Here is a 13,057-nt window from a genome sequence, read left to right on the forward strand (position 1 = left end):
CCTTCCCCAATGACAGCACACCCCCAAGTCTCCATCATCATCCCCGCCTGGAATGAGGGCGGCTGGATTGGTCGGACCCTGGAGGCTGTGAACGCCGCCCGGGCACGGCAGCCGGAGCCCTCGGAGGTGATCGTGGTGGACAACGCCTCCACGGACGATACCGCCGCCATCGCCGAGGCTGCCGGTGCCCGGGTGGTCTTCGAGCCGGAACAGCGCATTGCCCGCGCCCGCAATGCCGGGGCCGCCGCGGCCCGTGGCGAATGGCTGATCTTCGTGGACGCCGATACCTGGCCCGATGGCCCGTTGCTTCAGGCCACGCTGACGGCGCTGGGGAGCGGTCAGGTCTGTGGGGGCGGGGCGCGTATCCGTTTTGACCGTCTCTCCCTGTCAGCTTACCGTCTGGGCATGATGGCCTGGAATGCGCTTTCCTCCCGACTGGGGCTGGCGGCCGGGTGCTATCTCTTTTGCACTCGCGATGCCTTCGAGCGGGTCGGGGGTTTCACCGAGAAGGTCTATGCCGGCGAGGAGGTGTTCCTTTCCCGGCGTCTGGCCCGGGATGGTCGGCATCGGGGGCAGGTCTTTCACATCCTGGACGACCCCCCGGTACTCACCTCGGGGCGCAAGACCGAATGGTTCGGCCCATGGCAGCATCTGCTCATGACCCTGGTGGTGTTGCTGGTGCCGTTCGCCCTGCGTTCAAGGCGGTTGAGCTGGTTCTGGTATCGCCGCCCGAAGTGATCACCTACAGGGTGCTCAAGCTGACCTCGTACACCCCACCGACCACCAGATGCTCTCCTTCCCCCCGCAGCAGTCCGGGCAATAGTTCCTGGAAACAGCACACCTTGGCCACTGGCACCTCCACGGTGAGAATGTAATCTCCGAACTCATCGGCCCGCTCCCGGTGGCTGGAGAAAGCATTCACGTTGTTGAACAGCACGACTGCCCGCTTGCCCTGGCGCCAAAGGACTTCATGATCTGCCAGACCGTTCACCCCTCGGTACAGGGTGAGATGGGTCTGTCCCGGGTATTGCCGCCCCAGCTCGTACTGGCAAAAGCCGAATAGCAGGTCCAGTTGCGATTCCAGGGCGTTGGTGTTGTAAAGCCCACAAGTCCGCTCGTGCATGAAACGGGCATAGTCTTCCCCCTCGTTGTCCTTCAGCGGCTGCCGGTGAAACCGGGTGATCAGCCCGAAGCGGGACTCCACCCAGCCCTTGAGCACCGCCGCCTCGCGTCCGTCCGGGTTGAACCACCAGCCCCGCACCAGGCGCAGGTAATCCGCCTTGCCACGGCCTTCGTCCCCCTCCAGCCCGCAGGCTGACAGGTCATCCAGGCAAAAATGACCGCGCATGTAGGCCTTGAAGTCCTCGGCTCTGAGTTCCGGCGTGTCGAGGCTGTCCAGGTGTTGCCACAGGTCCCGATGCAGATCAGCCACGCCATCGAGCATCAGCGGTGCTGGATGCCGTTGATAGGTGAGGCTGCCCAGGATCACGGCCGGCAGGTTGCAGCGGTTGATGGGCAGGCGGGCGCGGGTGGGCAGGGTAGGGGAGGGAGACGTGTCGTTATCCATACAGAGTGAGGGTCTTTGTCGTGTATCCCACGCGTATTGTGGGTCCGGTTGTTTAATTTAAAAATAAATTAAAACAATGGGTTGAGGTGTTTTTTTGTTGCTGGCACGTGGCTTGCAATCCCTCCTGATGAAGACACACACAGTCCACAGCTCAGGCAGAGGAGATAGAAAGCCATGCCCACACGTCAATGTGCAATCTACGGTAAAGGCGGTATCGGCAAGTCCACCACCACGCAGAATCTGGTCGCCGCCCTGGCCGAGTCCGGTAAGAAGGTCATGATCGTCGGCTGCGACCCCAAGGCCGACTCCACGCGTCTGATCCTGCACGCCAAGGCGCAGAATACCATCATGCAGATGGCTGCTGATGCTGGCAGCGTTGAAGATCTGGAATTGGAAGATGTTCTTAAAAGCGGGTTCGGCGACGTCAAGTGCGTCGAGTCCGGCGGCCCTGAGCCGGGCGTCGGCTGCGCTGGCCGCGGTGTGATCACGGCCATCAACTTCCTGGAAGAGGAGGGCGCCTACGAGGACGACCTGGACTTCGTGTTCTACGACGTACTGGGTGACGTGGTCTGCGGTGGCTTCGCCATGCCCATCCGCGAGAACAAGGCCCAGGAGATCTATATCGTCGTCTCTGGCGAGATGATGGCCATGTTCGCCGCCAACAATATCGCCAAGGGCATTGTGAAGTATGCCAGCTCCGGCAGCGTGCGTCTGGCAGGTCTGATCTGCAACAGCCGTAATACGGACCGGGAAGATGAATTGATCATGGCGCTGGCGGAGAAGCTGGGTACCACCATGATTCACTTTGTGCCCCGCGACAACGATGTGCAGCGTGCCGAGATCCGTCGCATGACCTGCGTGGAATACAACCCCAAGTCCAAGCAGTCGGACGAGTATCGTGCGCTGGCCCAGAAGGTGGTTGATAACAAGCACTTCGTTGTGCCCACCCCGTGCAGTATGGATGAGCTGGAAGACCTGCTCATGGAGTTCGGCATCATGGATGTGGAGGACGAGAGCATCGTCGGCAAGTCGGTCGAGGCAGACCAGGCCACGGCCTGAGTCCCCAAGCAGCGGTCGGGCTGGCCTCACGGGGCGGCCCGGCGGTAATCCCCGTCCCACCCCATTCCACCTGACGCATGTCCACGGATGAGTGGCGGCGAACAGAGGAGTCCATCGAAATGTGCGCTATGAAACGTGAAGAGGCTGAAGCCCTCATCCAGGAAGTGCTTGAGGTTTATCCGGAGAAGGCCAGGAAGGATCGGGCCAAGCATCTGACGGTCAATGATCCCAATGTGGAACAGGCCAAGAAGTGCCTCGTGTCCAACCGCAAGTCCGTGCCCGGCGTCATGACCATCCGTGGTTGTGCCTATGCCGGTTCCAAGGGTGTGGTCTGGGGCCCGATCAAGGACATGATCCATATCTCCCACGGGCCCGTGGGCTGCGGTCAGTATTCCCGTGCCGGTCGCCGCAACTACTACACCGGCCACACCGGTGTGAACACCTTCGGCACCATGAACTTCACCTCCGACTTCCAGGAAAAGGACATCGTCTTCGGTGGCGACAAGAAGCTGGAGAAGATGATTGACGAGATGGAGACCCTGTTCCCTCTCAGCAAGGGGGTCAGCATCCAGTCCGAGTGCCCCGTCGGGCTCATCGGGGACGACATCGAATCGGTGGCCAAGAAGAAGACCAAGGAGACGGACAAGCCGGTGGTGGCCCTGCGCTGCGAAGGGTTCCGGGGTGTGTCCCAGTCCCTGGGCCACCACATCGCCAACGATGCCATCCGGGATTCGGTTCTGCCGCGCCGGGACGATGATCACAGCTTTGAGTCCACTCCCTACGATGTGGCCCTCACCGGCGACTACAACATCGGCGGTGACGCCTGGGCCTCGCGCATCTTGCTGGAGGAGATGGGCCTGCGGGTGATCGCCCAGTGGTCCGGGGACGGCACGCTGTCGGAACTGGAACTGGCACCCAAGGCCAAGGTGAACCTGCTCCACTGCTACCGTTCCATGAACTACCTGGCACGGCACATGGAGGAGAAATACGGACTGCCCTGGATGGAGTACAACTTCTTCGGCCCCACCAAGATCGCCGAGAGCCTGCGCAAGATCGCCTCGCTGTTCGACGACAAGATCAAGGAAGGCGCTGAGCGTGTCATCGAGAAATATCAGAGCGAGATGGACGCGGTCATTGCCAAGTATCGTCCGCGCCTGGAAGGCCGCAAGGTCATGCTCTACGTGGGTGGCCTGCGTCCCCGCCACGTGATCGGGGCCTACGAGGACCTGGGCATGGAAATCGTCGGTGCCGGCTACGAGTTTGCCCACAACGATGACTACGACCGCACCATCAAGGAGATGGGGGACGCCACGCTGCTGTACGACGACGTGACCGGCTATGAGCTGGAAGAATTCGTCAAGCGGGTACGTCCGGACCTGGTGGGCTCGGGGATCAAGGAAAAGTACATCTTCCAGAAGATGGGCATCCCCTTCCGCCAGATGCACTCCTGGGATTACTCAGGCCCGTATCACGGCTATGACGGCTTTGCCATCTTTGCGCGGGATATGGACATGACCCTGAACAACCCCTGCTGGGACAAGCTGCAGGCCCCGTGGAAAAAGGCCGCCTGAGCAGAACCTGCCCGTGGCGCCGCCGCAAACGGCGCCACGGTGACCACCCGATGATGTTCCCCAGACCGTAGTCCACAGATTGGTGGCGCGGCAGGAGAGAAGACCATGAGCCAGAACCCCGAAAACATCAAGCCCTGTTACCCCTTGTTCCAGGAGGATGACTATCAGCAAGTGCTGGCCCGCAAGCGGGAAACCAGCGAAGAGGCCCACAGCCCCGAGAAGATCCGCGAGGTCTTCGAGTGGACCACCACCGAGGAATACAAGGAGCTGAACTTCCAGCGTGAGGCCCTCACCGTCGACCCGGCCAAGGCCTGCCAGCCCTTGGGCGCGGTGCTCTGCTCCCTGGGTTTCGAGAAGACCTTGCCCTATGTGCATGGCTCCCAGGGTTGCGTGGCCTACTTCCGTACCTATTTCAACCGGCATTTTCGCGAGCCCATCGCCTGTGTGTCCGATTCCATGACCGAGGACGCCGCGGTGTTCGGTGGCCAGAAGAACATCATGGATGGTCTGCAAAATGCCAAGGCCCTGTACAAGCCGGACATGATCTCCGTGTCCACCACCTGTATGGCTGAGGTGATCGGCGACGATCTGAATGCCTTCATCGGCAATGCCCGCAAGGAAGGATTTATCGAGGAAGACTTCCCCACGCCCTACGCCCACACGCCTTCTTTTGTGGGCAGCCATACCACGGGCTGGGACAATATGTTCGAGGGCACCATCCGTTACTTCACCCTCAACCACATGGAAGACAAGGAGCCGGGCAAGAACGGCAAGATCAACCTGGTGCCGGGGTTCGAGACCTACCTGGGCAACTACCGGGTGATGAAGCGCATGATGAATGAGATGGGCGTGGACTACAGCCTGCTGTGCGATCCGGAGGAGGTGCTGGACACCCCGGCTGATGGCGAATACCGCATGTACGCCGGTGGCACCACGCAGGACGAGCTCAAGGATGCGCCCAACGCCCACGACACCCTGTTGCTGCAGCCCTGGCAGTTGGACAAGACCCGCAAGTTCGTCAAGAACACCTGGCAGCACGAGGCCCCGAAGATCAACATCCCCATGGGGCTGACGGGCACGGATGAGTTCCTGATGAAGGTGTCGGAGATCACTGGCAAGCCCATCGCCGCCTCCCTGGAAAAGGAGCGGGGTCGCTTGGTGGACATGATGACCGACTCTCATACCTGGCTGCATGGCAAGAAGTACGCCCTCTACGGGGATGCGGACTTCGTGATGGGCATGACCCGCTTCCTGCTGGAACTGGGCGCCGAGCCGCGTCACATCCTGTGCAACCACGCCAACAAGCGCTGGAAGAAGGCCATGGATCAGATGCTCTCCGAAAGCCCTTACGGCGCGAACTCCGAAGTGTATTTCAACAAGGACTTGTGGCACCTGCGCTCTCTGGTATTCACCGACAAGCCGGACTTCCTGATCGGGAATTCCTACGGCAAGTTCATCGAGCGTGACACGGTGGCCAAGGGCAAGGAGTTCAAGGTGCCGCTGGTGCGGATCGGTTTCCCCATCTTTGATCGTCACCACCTGCATCGCATGACCACCCTGGGCTATGAGGGTGGCATGTACATCCTCACCACCCTGGTGAATGCAGTGCTGGAGCAGCTGGATGATGAGACCCAGGAGATGGGTGTGACGGACTACAACTACGACCTGGTGCGGTAAGGGTTGCTGGCTCCTCGCCCCTCACCCCAACCCCTCTCCCCATGGGGGAGAGGGGCTCGCTTCTCCTCGGGGGAGGTGAGTTCCCCCTTCTCCCCTGGGGGGAGAAGGGCCGGGGATGAGGGGAAACGGAGGGCAGGAAGCCTTCCCAAATATTTCCAAGCGAGAACACACCATGCCAAGCGTCATGATCAACAAGACGGAGTCGGGGATGTCCTTCTACGTCCCCAAAAAGGACCTGGAAGAGACCATCGTCTCCATGGAGCACGAAGGGCCGGGGCGCTGGGGTGGCGAGATCACTCTGGCCGATGGCTCCCGTTATTTCCTGGAGCCCATGGACGAGGCCCCGCGGTTGCCCATCACCCTGCGGGCCAAGCGTCTCTGACTCAATCTAGCGAATCAAACCCCGATGAGGTACCCCCATGTCCACCGATATCCTCGACCGTGAATGCGCCCTGCGCATTGCCCTGGCCAAGAAGGTCCTGCCCGGGATTGAACTACCCCGATTGCTCGAGATCATCATCGAGCGCATTGGTGCACCCATCACGGTGGAAGCGCTGGCCGCGATGACAGTCAAGGATCTCAGGATGGGTCTCAAACGCACCCGCCACCCCGATATCGAACAGGATGAATGCAACAGCCAAAGCCTGGAGATGGCGGTTCGCTATTTGTCTGGAGAACGTGAGGTGGAGCCGGATTTGCCCGCTGTGGATGCCCTTGGTGAAGATGAGATGCCGGGTTCCATCCGTATCGCCCTGGCTTCCAATACCGGTGATCAGTTGGATGGTCACTTTGGGTCCTGCGCCCGTTTTCTGATCTACCAGGTGTCCCACGAGGCGGCACGGCTGGTGGAGATCCGTTTCACCGAGGAGGCCGACAAGGCCGAGGACCGCAATGCGGCTCGGGCCCAGCTATTGGCGGATTGCCAGTTGCTGTATGTGGAAAGCATCGGTGGCCCGGCGGCGGCCAAGGTGATTCGTGTTGGCGTGCATCCCATCAAGTTGCCGGATGGTCCCGTGGCCTCTGAGGTCATCGCGCGTCTGCAAGCGGTACTGGAGGGTACGCCGCCGCCCTGGCTGGCGAAGGTGATGGGGCGGGAGCCGGGGACGATGGCTCGGTTTGGTGAGGGCTGAAAGGCTCCGCATCGTGCCGGGGGGTTCCCCTCGCCCCAGTGGGGAGAGGGGCTCTTCGTGGCTTTGTTGCCTGACTTCCTCCCATTGTTGCCTTTCCTACACATCAAAAACTCAATAAAACTAAAATAAACAATAACTTAAAGATGGCCCGCCTCTTGCAGTACTCCCTGTAAAGCCGATTTCGCAGCGGAGCAGACAATGAAGGCACAGGACATCAAGGCATTGCTGGACGAGCCGGCATGCGACCACAACACCAAGGAAAAATCCGGCTGTGCCCGCCCCAAGCCCGGGGCCGCAGCCGGGGGGTGCGCCTTCGACGGGGCCCAGATCGCGCTGCTGCCGGTGGCGGATGTGGCCCACATCGTTCATGGGCCCATCGCCTGCGCGGGTAACTCCTGGGATAACCGCGGCACCCGCTCTTCAGGACCCGATCTGTTTCGCCTGGGCCTGACCACGGATCTGACCGAGCAGGATGTCATCATGGGGCGCTCCGAGAAGCGCCTGCTGCATTCCATCCGCCAGGCAGTGGAGTCCTTCAACCCGCCCGCTATCTTCGTCTACAACACCTGCGTACCCGCTCTGATCGGTGACGATGTGGAGGCGGTCTGCAAGGTGGCTCAGGAGCGTTGGGGCGTGCCGGTGGTGTTTGTGGACGCCGCCGGCTTTTACGGCTCGAAGAACCTGGGCAATCGCATCGCCGGCGAGTCCATGGTCAAGCAGGTGGTGGGGACTCGTGAACCGGACCCACCGCCCGAGGCTGCTCAGCGCCCCGGCATCACGGTGCACGACATCAACCTGATCGGCGAATACAACATTGCCGGCGAGTTCTGGCATGTGCTGCCGCTGCTGGATGAACTGGGCCTGAGAGTGCTGTGCACCCTGTCCGGGGACGCCCGCTATCACCAGGTGCAGACCATGCACCGGGCCGAGGCCAACATGATGGTGTGCTCCAAGGCCATGATCAACGTGGCCCGAAAGCTCCAGGAGGCCTACGGCACACCCTGGTTCGAAGGCAGTTTCTACGGCATCAATGACATGTCTCATGCCCTGCGTGCATTCGCCCGCCTGCTGGACGATGCGGATCTCACGCAACGTACGGAAGACCTGATCCACCGCGAGGAGGCGCGTATTCGCGCCGAACTGGCCCCGTGGCGGGAGCGGCTGGCGGGCAAGCGTGTGCTGCTCTACACCGGGGGCGTCAAGTCCTGGTCCGTGGTCTCGGCCCTGCAGGACCTGGGCATGGAGGTGGTGGCCACGGGCACCCGCAAATCCACCGAGGAGGACAAGGCCCGCATCCGCGAACTCATGGGGGAGGATGCCCGCATGATCGAGGATGGCAACCCCAAGGCACTGCTGGGGATCTTCGAGGAATGCCGGGCGGATGTGCTGATTGCCGGGGGGCGCAACATGTACACCGCCCTCAAGGCACGTATCCCCTTCCTGGACATCAACCAGGAGCGCGAATCCGCCTATGCCGGTTATCAGGGGATGCTGGAACTGGCCCGCCAACTGGCCCTCACGCTGGAAAGCCCCATTTGGCCCCGGGTGCGCGAGCCCGCGCCCTGGGACAACGCCGGTGTGCCCTTTGAAACCCATTCCCACACGGAGGCCTGCTGACATGGCCCGTATCATTCGTCGCAACAAGGCCTTGTCCGTCAGTCCGGTGAAGGCCAGTCAGCCTCTGGGGGGGGCGCTGGCCATGCTGGGCATGGAGCGGGCCATCCCCATGCTGCATGGTGCCCAGGGTTGCACGGCCTTTGCCAAGGTCTTTCTGGTCAGGCACTTCCGTGAACCCATTCCGCTGCAGACCACCGCCATGGATCAGGTCAGCGCCGTCATGGGCGCCGATGAGAGTCTGATCGAGGGGCTGGCCACGGTCTGTAGCAAGTCCCGGCCTGATCTCATCGGCGTGCTCACCACGGGCCTGTCGGAAACAGAGGGTGCCGATGTGGAGCGCGTGGTACGGGATTTTCGCCTGGAGCACCCGGAATTTGCCGATGTGGCCGTGGTTCCGGTGTCGACGCCCGACTTTGCCGGCTCAGCCGAGACAGGGTTTGCCCTGGCAGTCACGGCCCTGATCGATCATCTGGTGCCCGAGTCACGTCAGGTGGGTGGAGCACCGGAGCAGGTGAATATCCTGGCCGGCTCTGCACTGACGCCGGGCGATGTGGAAGCCCTCAAGGACATGGTGGAGGCCTTCGGTCTGGAACCCTTGATGGTGCCGGATCTGTCCGGCTCCCTGGATGGGCATCTATCGGAGGCCCGGTTATCCCCACTGACCACCGGCGGTACGCCGCTGAGTCATCTGCAGCGCCTGGGGTCTTCTGTGGCCACCCTGGTGATCGGGGCCTCCATGACCAGCCCGGCGGAACATCTTCAGGCCCGCACCGGCGTGCCCAATGTGCATTTCGATAGCCTCATGGGGATGGAATCCATGGATGAACTCATGCTCACCCTGTCCCGGTTAAGCGGAAATCCGGTGCCTTTGCGCTTACAGCGGGAACGGGCGCGCCTCCAGGACGCCATGCTGGATGCCCATTTCACGCTGGGTTTCTCCCGCGTAGCCATCGCCGGCGATCCGGACCTGCTGCATGGCTTTTCCAGCCTGGTGCGCGAGATCGGTGGCGAAGTGGTGGCGGCGGTGGCCCCCAGCCGCGCGCCGGTGCTGGAAAGAGTGGCGGCGGAAGCCGTGAAGATTGGCGACCTGCAGGATCTGGAAGATCTTGCCCGCGAGGGGCGTGCCCAGTATCTGATTGCCAACACCCATGGGGTGGAACCCGCCCGACGTCTGGGTATTCCGCTGCTGCGGGCAGGTTTTCCCCAGTATGACTGGCTGGGGGGCTTTCAGCGCACCTGGATCGGTTACGCCGGTGCCCGCCAGGCCTTGTTCGACCTGGCCAATCTGCAGGTCTTGAGCCCGTCCCATGGCGTGGCCCCTTACCGCTCCATCTACGCTGAACCCGAAGCACAATCCTGGGAGGAACCTCCACATGGCACTACAGCGTCGTCTGCAGGTGATCACGCCACGTGGCACTGAGTTGGCTGTCGTGGAGGCGGGGGATGCCCTGATTCGCGTGGCCTTTGCCACCACCGACATGGCCCGGGTGGACCAGCATTTTGGTTCGGCCCGGGGGATGGCCATTTACCGTCTCACCCAGGAGAGCGCCGAACTGGTGGAGGCTGCTCAGTTCGGTGACCAGGCTCAGGATGGCGGTGAAGACAAGTTGGTGCCCAAGTTCGAGTGCCTGCAGGGTTGCCATGCGGTGTATTGCGCCGCTGCCGGATCATCGGCAGTGAAACAACTGCTGGCCCTGGGTATTCAGCCGGTGCGGGTGGCCCACGGCACGCGCATTCTGGACCTGCTGCGCGAATTGCAGACCTGTCTGCGGGAGCACACGCCGCCCCCGTGGATGGCCAAGGCCGTGCAGCGTCGTCAGGACGACGCCCGTCGTTTTGATGCCATGGCCAGCGAACCCTGGGAGGAGGAAGGTTGATTCCTCCCAAAGACGAACATGACATAAGACTGATTGAGAAGAGGCATACGACCATGACTCCCATTACCGGCGTCACCCGTGGCGGCACCCAGTGGACACCCGCCTTCATCATGGAGCTCAAGGAGGAGAACTGCATCGGCTGCGGTCGGTGTTTCAAGGTCTGTACCCGCAACTGCTTTGAACTGGTGGAGCGGGAGATGGATGACGACGAGGACGATGATGATGGATTTTCCGACGATACCTCCATGGTCATGCGGCTTGCCGATGCCATGGACTGTATCGGGTGTCAGGCCTGTTCTCAGGTCTGCCCCAAGAAATGTCACACCCATGCCCCCGCCGCGCTGGCGGTCTGACGGCACACACCCTGGAGGGTCAGAATCATGTGGGACTATTCCGAGAAGGTCAAAGAGCACTTCTTCAACCCCCGCAATGTCGGTGTGGTGCGCGACGCCAATGCCACCGGCGAGGTGGGTTCCATCAGTTGCGGCGACGCTTTGCGGCTCACGCTCAAGGTGGATCCGGAGAGCGGTGTGATTCAGGAGGCCGGTTTTCAGACTTTCGGCTGCGGTTCCGCGGTCGCCTCCAGTTCGGTGCTCACCGAGATGATTATCGGTCTCACCCTGGATGAGGCTGAGCGCATCAATAATGACGACATCGCCAATGCCCTGGGTGGCCTGCCACCGGAGAAGATGCATTGCTCCGTCATGGGGCATGAGGCCCTGCAGGCCGCCATCGCCAACTACCGGGGCGAGGTCTGGAAGGACGATCACGAGGAAGGTGCCTTGATTTGCAAGTGCTTTGCCATCGATGCCGTGAAGATCGAGCAGACCATTCGTGACCACGGCCTGCGCACCGTCCAGGACGTGACCGGATACACCAAGGCGGGGGGCGGTTGCTCCACCTGTCACGAGGGGATCGAGGAACTGCTCACCCGGGTGCTGAGCGAGAAGGGCGAGGCCTTCGACCCGGAAAACCATGCCACGGAGGCATCGGCTTCCGCCAAGTCCGCAGGGTTGCCGCCGATGAATATCCGTGCCATGGCCATGGGGGAATAGCGCATGAAGCCCATCTACATGGACAACAATGCCACCACCTGTGTGGACCCCCGGGTGGTGGAGACGATGCTGCCGTTTCTCACCGAGCAGTTTGGCAACCCCTCATCGATGCACCGCTTTGGCGACCAGGTGGGTCGTGCCCTCAAGCGGGCACGCGAACAGGTGCAGTCCCTGCTCGGTGCCGAACACGCCTCCGAGGTCATCTTCACCTCCTGTGGCACCGAGTCGGACTCCACGGCCATCCTGTCTGCGGTACGGGCCCAGCCCCAGCGTCGGGAGATCATTACCACCGAGGTGGAGCACCCGGCGGTGCTCAATGTCTGCGAGCAGCTGGAAAAGGAGGGCTACACCATCCACCGCCTGGGCGTGGATGGTCAGGGGCGCCTCGATCTGGCCCATTACCGTGAGGTCTTGTCCGACCAGGTGGCTGTGGCTTCCATCATGTGGGCCAACAATGAGACGGGCACCCTGTTCCCGGTGGAGAGCATGGCCGAAATGGCCCGTGCCAAGGGGGTGATGTTCCACACCGACGCGGTTCAGGCCGTGGGTAAGCTGCCCATTGATCTCAAGTACACCTGCATCGACATGCTCTCCCTGTCGGGTCACAAGCTGCATGCGCCCAAGGGCGTGGGCGTCTTGTACGTGCGACGCGGTCTGCGGTTTCGGCCCTTGTTGCGCGGTGGGCACCAGGAGCGGGGCCGGCGTGCCGGCACGGAGAACGTGCCTGGCATCATTGCCCTGGGTCGGGCCGCTGAACTGGCACTGACTCACATGGATGATGAGCGCCGCCGGGTGCGGGTCTTGCGGGATCGACTGGAAACGGGGCTGCTGGAGCAGATCCCCCACGCCTTCGTCACCGGGGATGTGGACAATCGCCTGCCCAATACCCTGAATATCGCCTTCGAGTACATCGAGGGTGAGTCCATCCTGCTCATGCTCAATCAGCAGGGTATCGCGGCATCCAGTGGATCGGCTTGTACCTCCGGCTCCCTGGAGCCCTCCCATGTGATGCGGGCCATGGGGATTCCCTACACCGCCGCCCATGGCTCGGTACGGTTTTCCTTATCCCGCTTCAATACGCAGGAGGAGGTGGACCGTGTGATCCAGGTCATGCCCGACATCGTGGCCCGGTTGCGCAAGCTGTCGCCCTATTGGGGTGAGGACGGTCCGGTAGAGGATCCCGAGCAGGCGTTTGCACCGGCTTATGCGTGATGGTTTTCCCCTCACCCCAACCCCTCTCCCCAAAGGGGAGAGGGGCTCACGGGCGTGAAGCGTTCACTCCTGTCTCACTGTCTGCCGTGTCCCCGGTGGGAGAAGGGCCGGGGATGAGGGGCGCGGAGCCCCGAACCCCGAACCCCGAACCCCGACCCATGTAGCAAATCCCACAACTCCCTCCCGGAGGTCGCAAAACGACACCCGGAAACACGGCGATCACACAGAAAATTTCGCGTAATCAGTCATCTATAATTTGGCATGGAACTCGCTTAATCATTCCTGGAACCTG

Annotated in this window: 13 protein-coding genes; 12 read left to right on the forward strand and 1 reads right to left on the reverse strand. The window is 61.8% G+C overall.

Going from position 1 to position 13,057, the window contains the following annotated elements:
* Nucleotides 1-9 precede the first annotated feature (9 nt).
* Nucleotides 10-738 carry a glycosyltransferase gene (locus BMY52_RS01730; protein ID WP_090250042.1) on the forward strand — a complete coding sequence of 243 codons (729 nt, stop codon included), beginning with the start codon at nucleotides 10-12 and terminating at the stop codon, nucleotides 736-738.
* Between the two features lie 4 nt (nucleotides 739-742).
* On the opposite strand, the gene BMY52_RS01735 is transcribed toward BMY52_RS01730, so the two are convergent.
* Complete coding sequence (locus BMY52_RS01735; protein WP_090250045.1) at nucleotides 743-1,567, reverse strand: NAD(+)--dinitrogen-reductase ADP-D-ribosyltransferase; 825 nt, start codon at nucleotides 1,565-1,567, stop codon at nucleotides 743-745.
* Nucleotides 1,568-1,741: 174 nt separating this feature from the next.
* On the opposite strand from BMY52_RS01735, the gene nifH reads away from it, so the two are divergent.
* The 11 genes from nifH to nifS all read left to right on the forward strand — a co-directional run bounded on the left by nifH (nucleotide 1,742) and on the right by nifS (nucleotide 12,765).
* Nucleotides 1,742-2,626, forward strand: coding sequence for a nitrogenase iron protein (gene nifH, locus BMY52_RS01740; protein WP_090250046.1), 885 nt, complete (start codon nucleotides 1,742-1,744; stop codon nucleotides 2,624-2,626).
* Nucleotides 2,627-2,745: 119 nt separating this feature from the next.
* Nucleotides 2,746-4,197, forward strand: coding sequence for a nitrogenase molybdenum-iron protein alpha chain (nifD, locus tag BMY52_RS01745; RefSeq protein WP_090250049.1), 1,452 nt, complete (start codon nucleotides 2,746-2,748; stop codon nucleotides 4,195-4,197).
* Nucleotides 4,198-4,302: 105 nt separating this feature from the next.
* Entirely contained in the window at nucleotides 4,303-5,874 is a 1,572-nt protein-coding gene (gene nifK, locus BMY52_RS01750; protein ID WP_090250051.1) for a nitrogenase molybdenum-iron protein subunit beta, read from the forward strand.
* Nucleotides 5,875-6,046: 172 nt separating this feature from the next.
* Entirely contained in the window at nucleotides 6,047-6,256 is a 210-nt protein-coding gene (nifT, locus tag BMY52_RS01755) for a putative nitrogen fixation protein NifT (RefSeq protein ID WP_090250054.1), read from the forward strand.
* Between the two features lie 37 nt (nucleotides 6,257-6,293).
* Nucleotides 6,294-7,004 carry a nitrogen fixation protein NifX gene (gene nifX, locus BMY52_RS01760; protein ID WP_090250057.1) on the forward strand — a complete coding sequence of 237 codons (711 nt, stop codon included), beginning with the start codon at nucleotides 6,294-6,296 and terminating at the stop codon, nucleotides 7,002-7,004.
* A 198-nt stretch (nucleotides 7,005-7,202) separates the two neighbouring features.
* Nucleotides 7,203-8,621: a nitrogenase iron-molybdenum cofactor biosynthesis protein NifE gene (gene nifE / locus BMY52_RS01765; RefSeq protein ID WP_090250059.1), complete on the forward strand. Its 1,419-nt coding sequence runs from the start codon at nucleotides 7,203-7,205 to the stop codon at nucleotides 8,619-8,621.
* Nucleotide 8,622: 1 nt separating this feature from the next.
* Entirely contained in the window at nucleotides 8,623-10,041 is a 1,419-nt protein-coding gene (gene nifN / locus BMY52_RS01770) for a nitrogenase iron-molybdenum cofactor biosynthesis protein NifN (RefSeq protein ID WP_090250061.1), read from the forward strand.
* Entirely contained in the window at nucleotides 9,995-10,498 is a 504-nt protein-coding gene (locus tag BMY52_RS01775; RefSeq protein WP_090250064.1) for a NifB/NifX family molybdenum-iron cluster-binding protein, read from the forward strand. The genes nifN and BMY52_RS01775 overlap by 47 nt, the downstream gene beginning before the upstream one ends.
* Before the next feature lie 53 nt (nucleotides 10,499-10,551).
* Nucleotides 10,552-10,851, forward strand: coding sequence for a ferredoxin III, nif-specific (gene fdxB, locus BMY52_RS01780; RefSeq protein ID WP_090250066.1), 300 nt, complete (start codon nucleotides 10,552-10,554; stop codon nucleotides 10,849-10,851).
* 27 nt (nucleotides 10,852-10,878) lie between these two features.
* Entirely contained in the window at nucleotides 10,879-11,553 is a 675-nt protein-coding gene (gene nifU / locus BMY52_RS01785) for a Fe-S cluster assembly protein NifU (RefSeq protein ID WP_090250069.1), read from the forward strand.
* 3 nt (nucleotides 11,554-11,556) lie between these two features.
* The gene (gene nifS, locus BMY52_RS01790; RefSeq protein ID WP_090250073.1) at nucleotides 11,557-12,765 is read left to right on the forward strand and encodes a cysteine desulfurase NifS; all 1,209 of its coding nucleotides are present in this window, start codon (nucleotides 11,557-11,559) and stop codon (nucleotides 12,763-12,765) included.
* Nucleotides 12,766-13,057: the final 292 nt, after the last annotated feature.

The organism is Ectothiorhodospira marina (assembly GCF_900109495.1).
Classification (GTDB): domain Bacteria; phylum Pseudomonadota; class Gammaproteobacteria; order Ectothiorhodospirales; family Ectothiorhodospiraceae; genus Ectothiorhodospira; species Ectothiorhodospira marina.

Bases quoted from the DNA above. Each gene is read 5' to 3' on its own strand.
- BMY52_RS01730 (WP_090250042.1), top strand. From the start codon at position 10: ATGACAGCACACCCCCAAGTCTCCATCATCATCCCCGCCTGGAATGAG.
- BMY52_RS01735 (WP_090250045.1), bottom strand. From the start codon at position 1,567: ATGGATAACGACACGTCTCCCTCCCCTACCCTGCCCACCCGCGCCCGC.
- nifH (WP_090250046.1), top strand. From the start codon at position 1,742: ATGCCCACACGTCAATGTGCAATCTACGGTAAAGGCGGTATCGGCAAG.
- nifD (WP_090250049.1), top strand. From the start codon at position 2,746: ATGTGCGCTATGAAACGTGAAGAGGCTGAAGCCCTCATCCAGGAAGTG.
- nifK (WP_090250051.1), top strand. From the start codon at position 4,303: ATGAGCCAGAACCCCGAAAACATCAAGCCCTGTTACCCCTTGTTCCAG.
- nifT (WP_090250054.1), top strand. From the start codon at position 6,047: ATGCCAAGCGTCATGATCAACAAGACGGAGTCGGGGATGTCCTTCTAC.
- nifX (WP_090250057.1), top strand. From the start codon at position 6,294: ATGTCCACCGATATCCTCGACCGTGAATGCGCCCTGCGCATTGCCCTG.
- nifE (WP_090250059.1), top strand. From the start codon at position 7,203: ATGAAGGCACAGGACATCAAGGCATTGCTGGACGAGCCGGCATGCGAC.
- nifN (WP_090250061.1), top strand. From the start codon at position 8,623: ATGGCCCGTATCATTCGTCGCAACAAGGCCTTGTCCGTCAGTCCGGTG.
- BMY52_RS01775 (WP_090250064.1), top strand. From the start codon at position 9,995: ATGGCACTACAGCGTCGTCTGCAGGTGATCACGCCACGTGGCACTGAG.
- fdxB (WP_090250066.1), top strand. From the start codon at position 10,552: ATGACTCCCATTACCGGCGTCACCCGTGGCGGCACCCAGTGGACACCC.
- nifU (WP_090250069.1), top strand. From the start codon at position 10,879: ATGTGGGACTATTCCGAGAAGGTCAAAGAGCACTTCTTCAACCCCCGC.
- nifS (WP_090250073.1), top strand. From the start codon at position 11,557: ATGAAGCCCATCTACATGGACAACAATGCCACCACCTGTGTGGACCCC.